General features: G+C 42.0%; 16 protein-coding genes and 2 pseudogenes. 12 read left to right on the forward strand and 6 right to left on the reverse strand.

All coding sequences use genetic code 11. The features are described 5' to 3' along the window. The 11 genes and pseudogenes from cobA to V514_RS20970 form a co-directional block, all read left to right on the forward strand. Positions 1–768 (forward strand): uroporphyrinogen-III C-methyltransferase, encoded by a 768-nt coding sequence (cobA, locus tag V514_RS0112790; protein ID WP_029500318.1) that lies wholly within the window; start codon positions 1–3, stop codon positions 766–768. After that, positions 755–1315 carry a nitroreductase family protein gene (locus V514_RS0112795; protein ID WP_029500319.1) on the forward strand — a complete coding sequence of 187 codons (561 nt, stop codon included), beginning with the start codon at positions 755–757 and terminating at the stop codon, positions 1313–1315. The genes cobA and V514_RS0112795 overlap by 14 nt, the downstream gene beginning before the upstream one ends. Next, positions 1306–1845: a cob(I)yrinic acid a,c-diamide adenosyltransferase gene (locus V514_RS0112800; protein WP_029500320.1), complete on the forward strand. Its 540-nt coding sequence runs from the start codon at positions 1306–1308 to the stop codon at positions 1843–1845. Before V514_RS0112795 ends, V514_RS0112800 begins: the two co-directional genes overlap by 10 nt. Before the next feature lie 13 nt (positions 1846–1858). Beyond that, complete coding sequence (locus tag V514_RS0112805) at positions 1859–3355, forward strand: cobyric acid synthase (RefSeq protein ID WP_029500321.1); 1497 nt, start codon at positions 1859–1861, stop codon at positions 3353–3355. 142 nt (positions 3356–3497) lie between these two features. Continuing rightward, on the forward strand, positions 3498–4067 hold the full coding sequence (locus tag V514_RS0112810) for a hypothetical protein (RefSeq protein WP_029500322.1): 570 nt from the start codon (positions 3498–3500) through the stop codon (positions 4065–4067). A 110-nt stretch (positions 4068–4177) separates the two neighbouring features. Beyond that, positions 4178–4342: pseudogene (locus V514_RS20960) on the forward strand (DUF3885 domain-containing protein); the annotation flags it as partial. Beyond that, positions 4321–4857, forward strand: a complete 537-nt coding sequence (locus V514_RS0112820) for a GNAT family N-acetyltransferase (protein ID WP_029500323.1) — start codon at positions 4321–4323, stop codon at positions 4855–4857. The pseudogene V514_RS20960 and the gene V514_RS0112820, both read left to right, overlap by 22 nt. Beyond that, entirely contained in the window at positions 4848–5165 is a 318-nt protein-coding gene (locus tag V514_RS0112825; RefSeq protein WP_029500324.1) for a hypothetical protein, read from the forward strand. Before V514_RS0112820 ends, V514_RS0112825 begins: the two co-directional genes overlap by 10 nt. Before the next feature lie 62 nt (positions 5166–5227). Next, entirely contained in the window at positions 5228–5470 is a 243-nt protein-coding gene (locus tag V514_RS0112830) for a hypothetical protein (protein WP_029500325.1), read from the forward strand. A 204-nt stretch (positions 5471–5674) separates the two neighbouring features. Further along, a complete protein-coding gene (locus tag V514_RS20965) occupies positions 5675–6184 on the forward strand; it encodes an RNA-guided endonuclease TnpB family protein (RefSeq protein ID WP_456073048.1) in 510 nt (169 codons plus the stop codon). Then, positions 6183–6623, forward strand: a pseudogene (locus V514_RS20970) (RNA-guided endonuclease TnpB family protein); the annotation flags it as partial. The gene V514_RS20965 and the pseudogene V514_RS20970, both read left to right, overlap by 2 nt. A gap of 207 nt (positions 6624–6830) precedes the next feature. Here V514_RS20970 and V514_RS19810 read toward each other — a convergent pair. Next, positions 6831–7448, reverse strand: a complete 618-nt coding sequence (locus V514_RS19810) for a TetR/AcrR family transcriptional regulator (RefSeq protein ID WP_029500326.1) — start codon at positions 7446–7448, stop codon at positions 6831–6833. A gap of 90 nt (positions 7449–7538) precedes the next feature. On the opposite strand from V514_RS19810, the gene V514_RS0112850 reads away from it, so the two are divergent. Beyond that, a complete protein-coding gene (locus V514_RS0112850; protein ID WP_029500327.1) occupies positions 7539–8861 on the forward strand; it encodes an aldehyde dehydrogenase family protein in 1323 nt (440 codons plus the stop codon). A 45-nt stretch (positions 8862–8906) separates the two neighbouring features. Here V514_RS0112850 and V514_RS0112855 read toward each other — a convergent pair whose 3' ends face one another. From V514_RS0112855 to cls, 5 genes are all read right to left on the reverse strand, one after another. After that, positions 8907–9443: a chromate transporter gene (locus V514_RS0112855; RefSeq protein WP_029500328.1), complete on the reverse strand. Its 537-nt coding sequence runs from the start codon at positions 9441–9443 to the stop codon at positions 8907–8909. Next, complete coding sequence (locus tag V514_RS0112860) at positions 9440–9997, reverse strand: chromate transporter (protein ID WP_029500329.1); 558 nt, start codon at positions 9995–9997, stop codon at positions 9440–9442. The genes V514_RS0112855 and V514_RS0112860 overlap by 4 nt, the downstream gene beginning before the upstream one ends. Positions 9998–10091: 94 nt before the next feature. After that, the gene (locus V514_RS0112865) at positions 10092–11273 is read right to left on the reverse strand and encodes a NupC/NupG family nucleoside CNT transporter (protein WP_029500330.1); all 1182 of its coding nucleotides are present in this window, start codon (positions 11271–11273) and stop codon (positions 10092–10094) included. Positions 11274–11432: 159 nt separating this feature from the next. Beyond that, positions 11433–11927 carry a pyridoxamine 5'-phosphate oxidase family protein gene (locus V514_RS0112870; protein ID WP_029500331.1) on the reverse strand — a complete coding sequence of 165 codons (495 nt, stop codon included), beginning with the start codon at positions 11925–11927 and terminating at the stop codon, positions 11433–11435. A gap of 103 nt (positions 11928–12030) precedes the next feature. After that, positions 12031–13494 carry a cardiolipin synthase gene (gene cls / locus V514_RS0112875; protein ID WP_029500332.1) on the reverse strand — a complete coding sequence of 488 codons (1464 nt, stop codon included), beginning with the start codon at positions 13492–13494 and terminating at the stop codon, positions 12031–12033. Positions 13495–13605 lie beyond the last annotated feature (111 nt).

Here is a 13605-nt window from a genome sequence, read left to right on the forward strand (position 1 = left end):
ATGTACGGAACAGTTTATTTAGTTGGCGCAGGCCCGGGAGACCCAAAGTTAATTACCGTAAAAGGGCTAGAGTGTATTCAGCAGGCAGATGTCATCGCATATGATCGCCTTGTGAATAAGGAGTTGCTAGCACATGCGAAAGCTGATGCAGAGCTGATTTATTGCGGTAAGGAACCAGGGCGTCATCATTTTATTCAAGAGGAAATTCATCAATTGCTGATTGAAAAGGCCAAAGAAGGCAAAACGGTGACGCGTTTAAAAGGTGGCGATCCATTTGTTTTTGGACGCGGTGCAGAGGAAGCGGAAGTGTTGCGCGCAGAAGGGATTCGCTACGAGATCGTGCCGGGCATTACGGCAGGCATTGCGGCGCCAGCTTATGCGGGCATTTCAGTGACGCATCGTGAGCTAGCATCAAGCTTTGCGATTATTACCGGGCATGGACGTGATTCAAAAGGCCAAGATACGATTAAATGGGAGCATATTGCGACAGGTATTGATACGCTCGCCTTTTATATGGGGGTTGGCAATTTACGCTATATTACTGGGCAATTAATGACATATGGTCGCGCTGGTACAACGCCGGTTGCAATTATTGAAAAAGGGACGACTGCTGAACAACGAACGATTACGTCAACGCTTGAACAAATTGCAGACGAAGCAGTCGCGCAGCACATTAAAAACCCAGCACTTGTGCTTGTTGGCGAGGTTGCGAGCTTACATGATACATTGGCATGGGTCGAGGAGGAAGCAAATTATGTCCATCATTGAAGAAATTAAACAACGCCGTGCGATTCGTAACTATGACGAGCGCAGCGTTGAAAAAGAAAAAATTGAGCAATTATTAGATGTGGCAACGTATGCACCGACAGACCGCTTACGCGAGCCATGGCATTTTTACGTGCTCGGTGCCGACAAGAAAAAGGCTTATGAAAAACTAGCAACGACGTATTTAGAAGAACGTTTCCCAACGAAACCACATCTTGTTGAAAGTTCAATGAAAGTCGTACTTACAACGCCAACGGTTATTGTCGTAACAGCAAAGCAAGTAGAAGGTGATGCAGATGCTACCGAAGATGATATTTTTGCGACGAGCTGTGCGGTACATTCCATGTGGCTTGCAGCACGCGAATTAGGACTTGGCTTTGTGTGGCGCACACGCGGTGTTGGGCTTGTACATGATGCGCGTTTACCTGAATTTATCGGTGCGAATAGTGATGAAAAAGTCATCGGCACAATTTTCATTGGCTACCCGACAGATGACGACGTCAAAGTAACAAAGCGTACACCATTTGAGGAAAAAACGACATGGCTGTAAGACGCGGTTTATTGTTACTTTACACAGGCGAAGGCAAAGGAAAAACAACGGCTTCACTTGGCGTGACGTTACGTGCGCTTGGGCGAGGTCTTCATGTGGAATATTTACAGTTTATTAAAAATCCACAACGTACATATGGTGAACAAATCGCGCTCCAAAAGCTTGGCGTCGATATGAAGCAGATGGGCATTGGTTTTACATGGACGAAAACGCCAGAGGAACACCGCGAAGCGCTTCAAAAAGCATGGGCGATTACGAAAGAAAAGCTGGCGGATGAGTCGATTGATTTACTCGTGCTAGATGAGTTGAACAATGCACTAGCGATTTCAAAATTTCCAATTGATGATGTATTGCCACTGGCAGAAGTGGTCGAAGCCATTAAAAATCGCCCAGCGTCGATGCATGTGGTTGTGACAGGGCGGAGTGCCAAGCAGGAGCTTATCGACTTAGCGGACCTTGTCTCGACAATTGATGCGACAAAGCATTATTATGAAGAAGGCATTCCAGCCGTAAAAGGACTCGAATTCTAAAGGGGGAATTCACGTGACAGCAAAGGCAGTGATGATACAAGGGACTTCATCTGATGTCGGAAAAAGTATGCTAGCGACGGCACTATGTCGCCATTTTTCAAATGCTGGGTTTCGCGTCGCACCGTTTAAATCGCAAAATATGGCGCTGAATTCATTTGTGACAACAACGGGCGGTGAAATCGGGCGTGCGCAAGGGGTACAAGCAGAGGCGGCGCGCGTCGATGCAACGACCGATATGAATCCGATTTTATTAAAACCGAAGCATGATATGATGTCAGAAATTATCGTTCATGGTAAGCCTTATGTGGATATGACGGCGAGTGATTATCGCAATCGATTTGTCGATGAGGCGTTGCCGATTGCAGAGGCAGCCATTCAACGTTTGCAACAGGACTATGATGTTATCGTGCTAGAAGGCGCAGGTAGTCCCGCTGAAATTAATTTAAAGGCGCGCGACATTGCGAATATGAAAATGGCACATGCCGCGGATGCCGATGTATTGCTCGTTGCTGACATTGACCGTGGTGGTGTGTTTGCATCGATTGTTGGCACGCTGGCGCTACTTGATGCCGACGAACGAGCGCGTGTGAAAGGCATTATTATTAATAAATTTCGTGGCATGAAAGAGTTGCTTGATGATGGGCTTGTGTGGCTTGAAGATTATACAGGGATTCCGGTGCTTGGCGTTGTGCCGTATATGAATGTGCAAATTGAAGCGGAGGATTCACTGGCGTTATCGGCACTGCGTTTTAAAAAGCCGCAGCATGATGAATTTGACATTGATGTGGCAGTTATTCAGCTGCCGCGTATTTCAAACTTTACTGATATTGATCCGTTAATGGACGAGCCAGGCGTTGGCGTACGTTTTGTGAAAACGGCCGCTGCGTTTGGTAAGCCCGATGTCGTCATTATACCAGGTACGAAAAGTACGATTGATGACTTGCGCTGGTTGCGTGCAGAAGGGCTTGAAACGTGCATTTTAAATCATGCACAGCAGAAAAAGCAAACAATCGGTATTTGTGGTGGTTATCAAATGTTAGGTGAGCAATTACTTGACCCAGATGCGATTGAAGGCGATGGGCAACAGGAGGCAGGTCTTGCTTTGTTGCCAATTACGACGACCTTTGTCGGTGAAAAGCGTACCGTTCAAACGTCCGGCACGCGCTATGGCACAGAGCAAGTGCTGACTGGTTATGAAATTCATTTAGGGCGCACCGAGCGTATTGCAGACTGCGCGCCATTTTTATTATTAGATGGTGGACGTACAGATGGCGCTGTATGCGACCATGTGCTCGGTACATATTTCCACGGTGTTTTTCACAATCGCGACTTTACGCGCGAGCTGGTTAACGCGTGGCGCACACAAAAGGGTCTAGCACCGTTATCAAGTGATGTGCAATCGGAAAAAGAACTGCGCGAACAAGCCTATAATATTGCCGCACAGCAATTTGAGCAAGCGGTCGATATGGATAAATTGTACGACATTATGGGGCTTGCGCGCGTACAGTAGACATCGGAGATTACGTGAAAGCGTAGTCTTTTTTGTTTATTCATAATGTGCCGCTTGACTGCGAACGCATGTTTCCATTATTATAGTTGTAAGGGAATAATTGTAAATGGGTGAAGGTCAACAGAAACAAGGAGTGATGTGTATGTTGACAGAATCACAATTGAAGGCGCTTATTCGCGGTGAACGTATAAGTAGTCGGCATCCGTATGATACAGCAGATGAGCAAGCGTTCGTGAATTATTTACAGTTCATTCAAGCAGAAATGGCACGTAGCGGTATCCAGTGTCGTGTATCAGAAAATCATTTTGGGGATAGTTATGCTTCCTATGTACAACTACTCTGCTATGAACATGAGCACCAAATTGTCGTAGGGCGCGAAGAAACGATTAATGGGCTTCATGTACTAATTAGCTTTCTTGCGCCTATTGTGTTAATTGGTCAAGGTGAAGAAATTACGCTGTACGGAGACGATGGTGAGCTTGAAGGAGGAAGTTATTCGATACTTTCAGAGCCATCAGAACTTGTGTTACCGACCACGTCGCTGAAACAATTAGCACAAAAAATGGAGCGTTTGTTCATGAAGCATCATTTTACAATTTTACACAAAGAAGATGTCGAGAAACCGTTACCATTTAAGGCGAAAATTCCAACGATTTTTCGCAGACCACGCGGCTATTTAATTTGGGACGCGATTTTCTACTGGAAGATTTAACGTACAATTCAACATGAAGAGCTACCGAATGTTACGCTGCAACGAGCTGTTTTTTACAACAATGAGCTTGCGTTGTGTTTTGAACTCGGCGAAGGTCTTATCAAGAGTCCGGCTATTTGCCGCGTGTCTATGAGAAGGCGATAACATTATTTGAGGCATTGCATGATGCGACAGATGATTTATTTTTAGTAATCGATAATTATGAAGAAAAGAAAACATCTGTTTTTTTAAATTTTAGCATGGAGGTTAGTGTGTGTATCGCGATCAAAATTTAGTCATTCGTCCAATTGAAGAAAAGGATTTACAACGTATTTGGGCATTAGAGTTTAAAGAACAAAATCCTGAATGGAAAAAGTGGAATGCGCCGTATTATCCGCATAAAACGATGTCACTTGACGCGTTTTTAGCGTCTCGTGAACAATGGGTGCATCATGATCGGCGCTTTGCGATTGAAATCGATGGTATCGTATGTGGCACCGTATCGTATTATTGGGAGCATGAACCATCCAAGTGGTTAGAGATGGGGATTCTTTTTTACGAAAGTGGAAACTGGGGACAAGGGTTAGGCACGCGTACATTGAAACTTTGGATAAATCATTTGTTTCAGACAATGCCGCTGATGCGCGTTGGTTTTACGACATGGTCTGGTAATGAACGAATGATTCGTGTCGGTGAAAAGTTAGGGATGCAAATAGAGGCACGTATTCGAAAAGTACGTTATTATGAAGGGCAGTATTATGATTCCATCCGCATGGGTATACTGCGTGAGGAGTGGCAGCAATGGCGTTAGTACATGAGTTTGGCATCATTGATGATTTGACAGAGTTAGGCTATGAACAGCTAAAACCACAGTGTATTGTAGTGGACGATGATAATATCCTACCAATCATTACGTCATTCTCAATCATGCGAACGTATACGCATGCACTTCATCATGAAGGGCTTGGTTTGAATTATTATGGAATAACGATTATTCCACCATCATCATTGGCGACATTTTTAGATATTATTATGCCAGTGAAGCAACTGAGCGAATTGTCAGCAATGATTATAGAGGCACAGCGCAAGCAGCAATATATGATCCATTTTGGTGTTTAAGAGCTTAAAATGAAACATTTCCTCGCCATCATTCGTAGAATACGCATGCAAGGAGGCATTTTATGAAAATTTTTAATCTAATTGGCTTCATACTCATGAGCATTTTAACGATTTACGTCGTCGTATCATTTTTCACATTACAAAAAGGCTTTAATCTGCCGATGTGGGGACAAATTGTGTTAGCGCTTGTGCTATTGATTGTTGTATTGAATCAATTCCGCGTGAAAAATAAGGTGATGGGTGCGATTAGTATCGTCGGTCTGATTATTATTGTTGCGAGTATTCTCGTAACGGCTATTTATTAAAAAAAGGAGAAATCGCCACATGAGCGATTTCTCCTTTTTTAAGCTGTTTTTTTCTGTTCTTTCAGTACAAATAACTTCCTCCGACTAGCCATGCTCACGAATCCGCTTGAAGTGGGGTATGAATGCGTATTTTTGCGGTGCTTAAAAGTGGATAACGAACGTTTGTTTGTGTTAAACTAGATGACAAACAAGGAGGTGTTCGCCATGCTCTACAAAGCGTATCCATTCTGTCTCTATCCGAACAAAGACCAACAAGCGTTGATTCATCAAACGCACGGCCATTGTCGTTTTGTCTATAACCACTTTCTTGAATTGTGGCATACAGCCTATAAAGAAGAAGGAAAAGGCTTAAATCGTTCCAGTATGTCTAAAATGCTGACAAAGCTGAAAAAACAAGACGACACTGCCTGGTTACGCCATGTAGATAGTGTGGCTTTACAAACTTCCTGTGAACATTTGATCGATGCATTCGGTCGTTTTTTCAAGAAACAAAACCGTTATCCGCGTTTTAAAAGTAAGAAAAACCCGGTACAAAGCTATACGACTAAAAATACAAATGACAATATCGCGATTGTCGGTAACAAAATCAAGTTACCTAAACTAGGACGCGTCAAATTCAAACAAACACGCGCGCTCGAAGGACGGATGATGCGCGCAACGAAAACTTTCACGCCGTTACGAACAAGCGAAAAAAGACAAGCGGGATGTACGTGACTGCATGAACTACCAAAAACAACGTCGCAAAGTGGCGCGTTTACGTGAAAAAGTGGCGTTTCAGCGAGAGGACTTCTTACACAAGTTGACGACGGCATTCATTCGTCAGTACGATGTCATTTGCGTCGAAGATTTAAACACTAAAGGCATGCTGAAAAATCACAAACTAGCAAAAGCGATTCGTGACGTGTCGTGGTCTTCGTTTGTGCAAAAACAGATGTACAAAGCGAAGTGGTATGGCCGAACAATTGTGAAAATCAATCGCTTCTTCCCATCAAGCCAACTGTGCCATGTATGTGGGCACCGTGATGGCAAAAAACCATTAGCTATTCGCGAGTGGGTCTGTCCATCCTGCCATACGACCCTCGACCGCGACATCAATGCGAGTCGCAACATTTTAGCAGAAGGATTACGCCTTTTCGAAGCAACCCAACCGTAGGGACTACGGGGCTCGCCTACTAAAAAAGTGAAGCCGCTGTTTCGAGCAAGTAGGAACAAGCAGGCACTGTTCGTAGGAATCCCTCATTTCAAGCGAGCTCGTGAAAACGCTAAGTGGGGGTAGTTCAATCAACATCATGGGACAATTTTAGCTCACGCATGATTGCTGAAAAACTAGCGATGCAACGCATTGGCTTTGATATTACAATTAATTAATTGGTGCTAATGCACGCAATAACATGTCTTTTAACGCGCTCATTTGAATGTCAAAATGAGCGTTTTTTTGTGCAAAGGCGAGCGTTTGATCCTTGGCGACTTTCATACTCATATAGCTAAAGGTCGTAACGGCTGTATGAACCGACACCTTTAAATCAAGGGATGTATTAAACGAATGGTCGCGCGTACCAGCATCAATAATATGCTCGACAACATCGCTAAATAATTCACTAGAGGCTGGTATATCTAATCCTTCAACTGCAGCTAAATATTCCGTAGCCTCTAAATAACGCACGAGCTTTTGTGTGATTTCGGGCGTTGTCGCGATAAAATAGTTAAACATTCTTTCGAGTTTATCGTATGCGCTCAGTGGCAGCACCTTAATTTTTTGCATATCGCGTCCCGCTTCTTGCATAAAGCGCTCCATTACTGCTAAAATCACCGCTGATTTATTCGCAAAATAACGGAACAACGTTGCATTGCTGACATCCGCTTCTTTCGCGATTTCAAGCATTTGCACCGAGCCGATACCATGCGTCAAAAATAATGTATAGGCCGCATCAACAATTTTTTCGTGACGGACATTTTTGGCTTGTTGTCTCGTTGTCATATTTTTTTACCTCTTTTCGTATGTTAAAACTTGAGAGTCGACTCTCTTTATTTTATAATAAATTTAAACAATTGGAAAGGGTGAGCTAAAATGATACAAGTTGCAGTAGAAAAGATACATGATATTTTTGATAAACAAATGAAACATCAATGGAAGATGCGTCAAACGACCGCCACTGAGCGCATTGAAATGCTGGAGCGTTTAAAGGCGAATATTTTAGCGCGCTTAGAAGATTTAATTGCTGCAAGCATTCAAGATTACAAAACACCGCGTTTGACGGCTGAGCATCAAATTTATGCCGCAACCGAAGCGATTGATTATGCGTGTGCACATGTTGAGGAATGGATGAAGCCAGAGCGCGTTGAAAAGCCAGCAGATGGTAAAGGGGCTTACATTTTATACGAATCACGCGGTACCGTTTGCATTTTCGGCACGTGGAATTCACCGATGTCGGTAACAATTCATCCATTAACAGAGGCGCTTGCGGCAGGGAACTGCGTAGTCATTAAGCCAAGTGAATTTAATCCTCATTATAATGCTGTGTTACAAGAAATTGTTGATGCGACATTTGATGAGCAGCAAGTGGCGTTTGTACAAGGGGAAGCGGAAACGTCTGAGCAACTATTAAAATTACCATTTAGCCATTTCTTTTTCACAGGAAGTCCACGTGTTGGCAAAATTGTGATGAAAGAAGCGGCCAATCATTTGTCAGCAGTAACATTAGAGCTTGGCGGTAAGTCACCAGTTGTGATTGATAAAGGCTATGATGTTGCAAAAGCAGCGCAGTCATTAGCATTTGGAAAAGTGCTGATGGGTGGACAGTTCTGTATTTGTCCAGATTACTTATTCGTTCATGAGGATGATGTCGAGGTATTTGCGGCAGCATATCGCGCGACAACACAAGGTTTATTGTATGATAACGGTGAAATTCGCACAACCGAGCGTACGCAAATTGTCAATGAAGCGCATTTCAATCGCTTAAAGAATTTGTATGATGATGCGCTTGCAAAAGGAGCTGTCGTATTAAGTGGTGGCACATTTGACGTTGCCAATCGCTTGATTGAGCCGACGCTACTTGGCGATGTAACCGAGGATATGCATATCGCGCATGAGGAAATCTTTGGTCCGTTAACATTTTTGAAAACGTATACATCGCTTGATGGGGTATTGCAGTATATTCAGCAGCGCCCAAAACCGCTTGCGATGTATATTTTTAGTGATGATGAAGCGTTCCAACAACGTTGCTTACACTACACATCATCAGGTGGTGTGACAATCAATGGTATCGTGCAGCACAATACGTATATGGAGTTGCCATTTGGTGGCGTCAATAATTCAGGTCTTGGTAACTTCCACGGTATTCATGGCTTTAAAACATTCTCACATGCGCGCGCCGTATTTGAAGCGTATTAACCAAAAAAGCTCCCGACTCGTTTAAATACGAGTTAGGAGCTTTTTTCAATTCATAAAAAATGGTAGGACGATGCCACCATATAAAAAGGCACCTAAAATGACATAGGCTGGGTGAAACTTTCGCATCATCAGTGCCCAATAGGCAACGATACCAATTAAGAGAAATTGTAACGTACCAATCGTTTGCAGGGAATCACGCGACATTTGGATAATAATGACGAACATCATCATCGCTAAAATTGGCTGAATTAGAAGTGTCATACCTTTAATAATCGGTGAAGCACGGTGTCTTTGCAAGAGATTCATTAACATAATAAGCAGCACAACTGTTGGCACAATCGTTGCTGTTAGCGCAATGAGTACGCCGGCAAGTCCGTATGTATCATAGCCAACAAATGCGGCAATTTTTGTCGCAATGGGTCCCGGCAGTGCATTGCCAAGCGCGAGCACATTTGAAAATTCTTCATTCGTGAGCCATTTGTAGCGCTCGACAATTTCTTCATACATAAGCGGAATTGTGGAAGGACCACCGCCATAGCCTAAAATATTGGCGATAAAGAAGCCGATAAAGAGCTGAATCATGACGAGCTCCCCCTTTTCAGTCGAGCGAGTAGTTTAAAGTGAACGGCCCCGTATGCTAAAAATAATAGCACCGCTACACCAGAATGAATATGTAATACTTCTAATAATATGAGTGCAAGTGCAAAGAATAACAGACTCGCGGCAATGCCAAGTCCTTGTAACGATTTTTTCGTAAACTGTAAGGCCATTTCTAGTAGCATCACGACAACAACAGGCATTACTGCTGCAATCATGCCGAGCACGACTTTTGAACCGCTAAGCCAGCCGACGATTGATAATAGCGCAATCATTAAAATCGAACTCGGAAAAATATGACAAATGATGCCCCAAATCGCGCCAGTGACACCATGAAGCCGATAGCCAAGATAGCCGGCCATTTTCGTTGCAATCGGCCCAGGCAGTGCATTCGCAATCGCCAATATTTCACTAAATTCATCATCGTCCATCCAATGATAGTTTTTCACAGCCTCATGACGGAAAAGTGGCATCACCGATGGACCGCCACCGAAGCCAAAAATGCCAGCTCGCAGCATCGCCAGTGATAATTCTTTCATGTATACGCCTCCTCTACATAGTATTTTACATGAACTGGAAATGAACGAACAGAAAAAAATCGGACAGCCTGTTGAAAGACTGTCCGATTCCTCATTAAAGGAATAAACCTACTAATGTCGCTGTGAAAATCGATACTAATGTAGCAGCTAATAAGATTTTCAAGCCATTTTTTGATACGATGGCAGCTTTTTCGCCACTAATTGCTTGCATTGAGCCTGCGATAATACCGATTGAGCTAAAGTTTGCAAAACTAATTAAGAATACCGATACAATCCCAACTGTTTTTTCAGAAAGCTCTGGCATATGTTCTCTAAATTGTAGCATGGCGACAAATTCGTTTGTTGCTAATTTTGTCCCCATCGTTTGACCTGCCACTAAAATATCTTGTGCAGGGATACCCATCAGCCACGCAATTGGCGCGAAGATATAGCCAAGTACTTCTGTAAACGAAATGCCGATAACAGCGTTGAATACGCCATCGATTAACGCCATTAAACCAACATAGGCAATTAACATAGCACCAACGATGAGCGCTACTTTACCGCCATCTAAGGCCCCGATTGAAATTGCTTCAAATAATGATTTTGCAGGAGAAGCATCTTTCACGTCTACTTTTTCTTCATCTTTTTCGACATCTGGCGCAATAATAATGCCAATAATTAAACTTGTTAACGCATTTAACGCCATAGCGCCAAGTACATATTGTGCAGGAAGCATCGTAATGTATGAAGCCATAATCGATGCAGACACAGAAGCCATTGAAGCAATGGAAATAACGATGACTTTGTTGGCATCCATTTTCAAAATTTGCGCTTTAATTGCTAGTAAACCTTCAGATTGACCAAAGAAGATATTGTTGATCGCATGGAATGTTTTAACCGGCGATACCCCTGTGATTTTTGATAAAAATCCACCGACGTATTTAATTAATAAAGGGAGGACGCGAATATACGTCAAAATCGATAGTAGCATCGATGTGAAAATAATAATTAATAGCACGTTAATGAAAAATGGCGAACCACCTTCTGGAATCCAACCGTCTACAACGAATGAAATTCCTTCCCGACCATAATTAATAACGGTTGTAATGCCGTTACTTACTGATTCGATTACTGTTAACCCAATTGACGTTTTAAACATAATTAACGTCAAAATGATTTGCAGCACGAACATAATACCGACCGCTTTGAAATCAATTGCTTTGCGGTTGTTACTCATTAGGTAAGCAGCGCCTAATACGACAGCTAAACCTAAAATTCCGATTAAAATAGACATGTTGATACCTCAATTTAATTTTTGTGAAATGCTTCATCTATTATCGTAGAGGTACGGACCTTAACTTTCAAGTATTTAGTATAAATTTGATAAAAGTAAAATTTTTTAATAAATAAGCGCTATTTTAAATAGTGTTTATTTTCAGTTAACAGTAAGGCGTTACGGTAAATCGATCGATTGATTTATATCTTTAGACGGTTGCACTTTTTCGTCATTTCCGACAACTTTTTTCACGAAATTATAGACGTTTTTAGCCATGGATCCGGTTTCCCAATACTCAGCAGATTCGGCATGAACTTTAATTAATGTCAATCGTGGATCGGTATAATCTATATCGAATATTTTCGTGTAAGCAGCATTCCAAAATTCTTTTTTACGTGCTTCGTCGTCTACAAATTCTGCCGTACCACTCACCGAAGCATAGGATTTTCCTGCAATGGAGACATTTACTTGATTATGAACATGAATTTCATCATATTTGTCTGTATCAGTACGTGTTAGTAACCAAATATCCCCATCAAATTCAACTTTTTGCAATTGCATTGGACGCGATACGAGGCGCCCATCTTGCTGCTGGGTTACAAGCATCGCAATATCGGCATCCTCAATAATTTTCGTTAATGTTTTCATAATTTGCTGTTGTTCGTTTTGCATAGTGAAAAACTCCTTTATTTTTCGTCTTATATTCATTGTGCCCGGTAAACAGTGAAATAAACAAAAAAAGAAACCGCACCGTAGGACGATTTCTTTGAAAAGGTTATAAAATAGGCGATAGCATACGCGATACAGATTCTTTAAATTTAATCCATAGGGAGCGTGCTTCATAGGATTCTTTTGTCATTTCTATACAAACTTCTAAATCTTTATGGAACATATCAGCTAATTCTTTTGTTATCTTTTCATTGTAAATAAAGCCATTCACTTCAAAATTTAAACGGAAACTACGATTATCAACATTCGCTGTACCAACCGAGGCGATTTGGTCATCAATCAGCACAACTTTGGAATGAATAAAGCCATTGCCATAATGATATACTTTCGCACCAGATTCCATTAAATCACCTGCATAAGAGCACGTCGCCATATAGACAAATGGATGGTCAGGCTTATCAGGAATCATAATGCGTACATCAATGCCTGATAAGACAGCAATGCGTACTGCTTCTAGGAATGCATCATCTGGAATAAAGTAGGGAGATTGAATATAAACATAGCGTTTTGCTTGTAAAATCATTTTAATATAGCTGTTTTCAATATTTGCATGATGCGTATCAGGTCCACTAGAAACAATTTGCATCGCCACGTCTCCTGTAATGTCATGCGCAGGGAAATAGTGCGTTGCAAATGCGAGATTAAGCGAGTTTCCGGCTTGATTCCAGTCCATCATAAAGCGCGCTTGTAAGGCGTGAACAGCAGCACCTTGAATGCGCATATGAGTGTCCCGCCAATAGCCGAACTTTTTATCGAGTCCTAAATATTCATCGCCGACATTAAAGCCACCGAGATAGCCAATTTGTCCATCAATGACAACAATTTTTCGGTGGTTTCGATAATTCATTCGAGGATTGATGAGTGGTAAAATCGATGGAAAAAATACTTCTACTTCGCCACCTGCATCCAATAATTTTTTAAAATGCCGTTTGCGTACATTACGCGAGCCAAGCGCATCATATAAAATGCGCACTTCAACACCGGCTTTCGCACGTTCGGTTAAGGCGTCAACGATTTGTTGGCCGATGCCATCTAATTTGAAGATGTAATATTGCACATGAATATGATCATTTGCACGTGAAATATCTCGCAGTAAGGAGTCAAACTTATCACGGCCATCATCGAACAGTTCAACATGGTTGTTTTTCGTTACTACTGCGTCATTTGTTTGTAAATTCATGTGGATTAATTCACGTGCATTGTCGACATTTTCGATGTTTAAGCCATCTTGTAGGACACGACGTTTTTGATCGTCAATCATTTCTTGAATACCGATGCTTTTCTTTGGTATCCATCGCTGCATATGTTTTTGGCGCAACGGTTTACCAATCAGTAAGTATAAAATGAAACCGACATATGGTAAGAAGAATAGCACGAAAATCCAAGCCCACGCCGCAGAAGGTTTTTTACGCTCTAAAAAGATAATGGTAATGGCGAGAATAATATTAATCGCTAGGAGCGTCGCACTTAACGCGCCTGATTTAAAAAAATACGTGAAAAAATACGTCAATATGTCACATCCTTTAATGTGTAGTGTTATTGCATAACTCTATTTTAACAGGAACTATGCAAATTGGAAAAAAACAATAGGTTTTAGTGAGCATGATTGAGGAAAAATAGT

Origin of the sequence: Kurthia huakuii LAM0618 (assembly GCF_000505545.1) — a bacterium.
Taxonomy (GTDB): domain Bacteria; phylum Bacillota; class Bacilli; order Bacillales_A; family Planococcaceae; genus Kurthia; species Kurthia huakuii.

Excerpts from the sequence above, each read along its gene's own strand:
- cobA (WP_029500318.1), top strand. The coding sequence starts at position 1 with ATGTACGGAACAGTTTATTTAGTTGGCGCAGGCCCGGGAGACCCAAAG.
- V514_RS0112795 (WP_029500319.1), top strand. The coding sequence starts at position 755 with ATGTCCATCATTGAAGAAATTAAACAACGCCGTGCGATTCGTAACTAT.
- V514_RS0112800 (WP_029500320.1), top strand. The coding sequence starts at position 1,306 with ATGGCTGTAAGACGCGGTTTATTGTTACTTTACACAGGCGAAGGCAAA.
- V514_RS0112810 (WP_029500322.1), top strand. The coding sequence starts at position 3,498 with ATGTTGACAGAATCACAATTGAAGGCGCTTATTCGCGGTGAACGTATA.
- V514_RS0112825 (WP_029500324.1), top strand. The coding sequence starts at position 4,848 with ATGGCGTTAGTACATGAGTTTGGCATCATTGATGATTTGACAGAGTTA.
- V514_RS0112830 (WP_029500325.1), top strand. The coding sequence starts at position 5,228 with ATGAAAATTTTTAATCTAATTGGCTTCATACTCATGAGCATTTTAACG.
- V514_RS20965 (WP_456073048.1), top strand. The coding sequence starts at position 5,675 with ATGCTCTACAAAGCGTATCCATTCTGTCTCTATCCGAACAAAGACCAA.
- V514_RS19810 (WP_029500326.1), bottom strand. The coding sequence starts at position 7,448 with ATGACAACGAGACAACAAGCCAAAAATGTCCGTCACGAAAAAATTGTT.
- V514_RS0112850 (WP_029500327.1), top strand. The coding sequence starts at position 7,539 with ATGATACAAGTTGCAGTAGAAAAGATACATGATATTTTTGATAAACAA.
- V514_RS0112855 (WP_029500328.1), bottom strand. The coding sequence starts at position 9,443 with ATGATTCAGCTCTTTATCGGCTTCTTTATCGCCAATATTTTAGGCTAT.
- V514_RS0112860 (WP_029500329.1), bottom strand. The coding sequence starts at position 9,997 with ATGAAAGAATTATCACTGGCGATGCTGCGAGCTGGCATTTTTGGCTTC.
- V514_RS0112865 (WP_029500330.1), bottom strand. The coding sequence starts at position 11,273 with ATGTCTATTTTAATCGGAATTTTAGGTTTAGCTGTCGTATTAGGCGCT.
- V514_RS0112870 (WP_029500331.1), bottom strand. The coding sequence starts at position 11,927 with ATGCAAAACGAACAACAGCAAATTATGAAAACATTAACGAAAATTATT.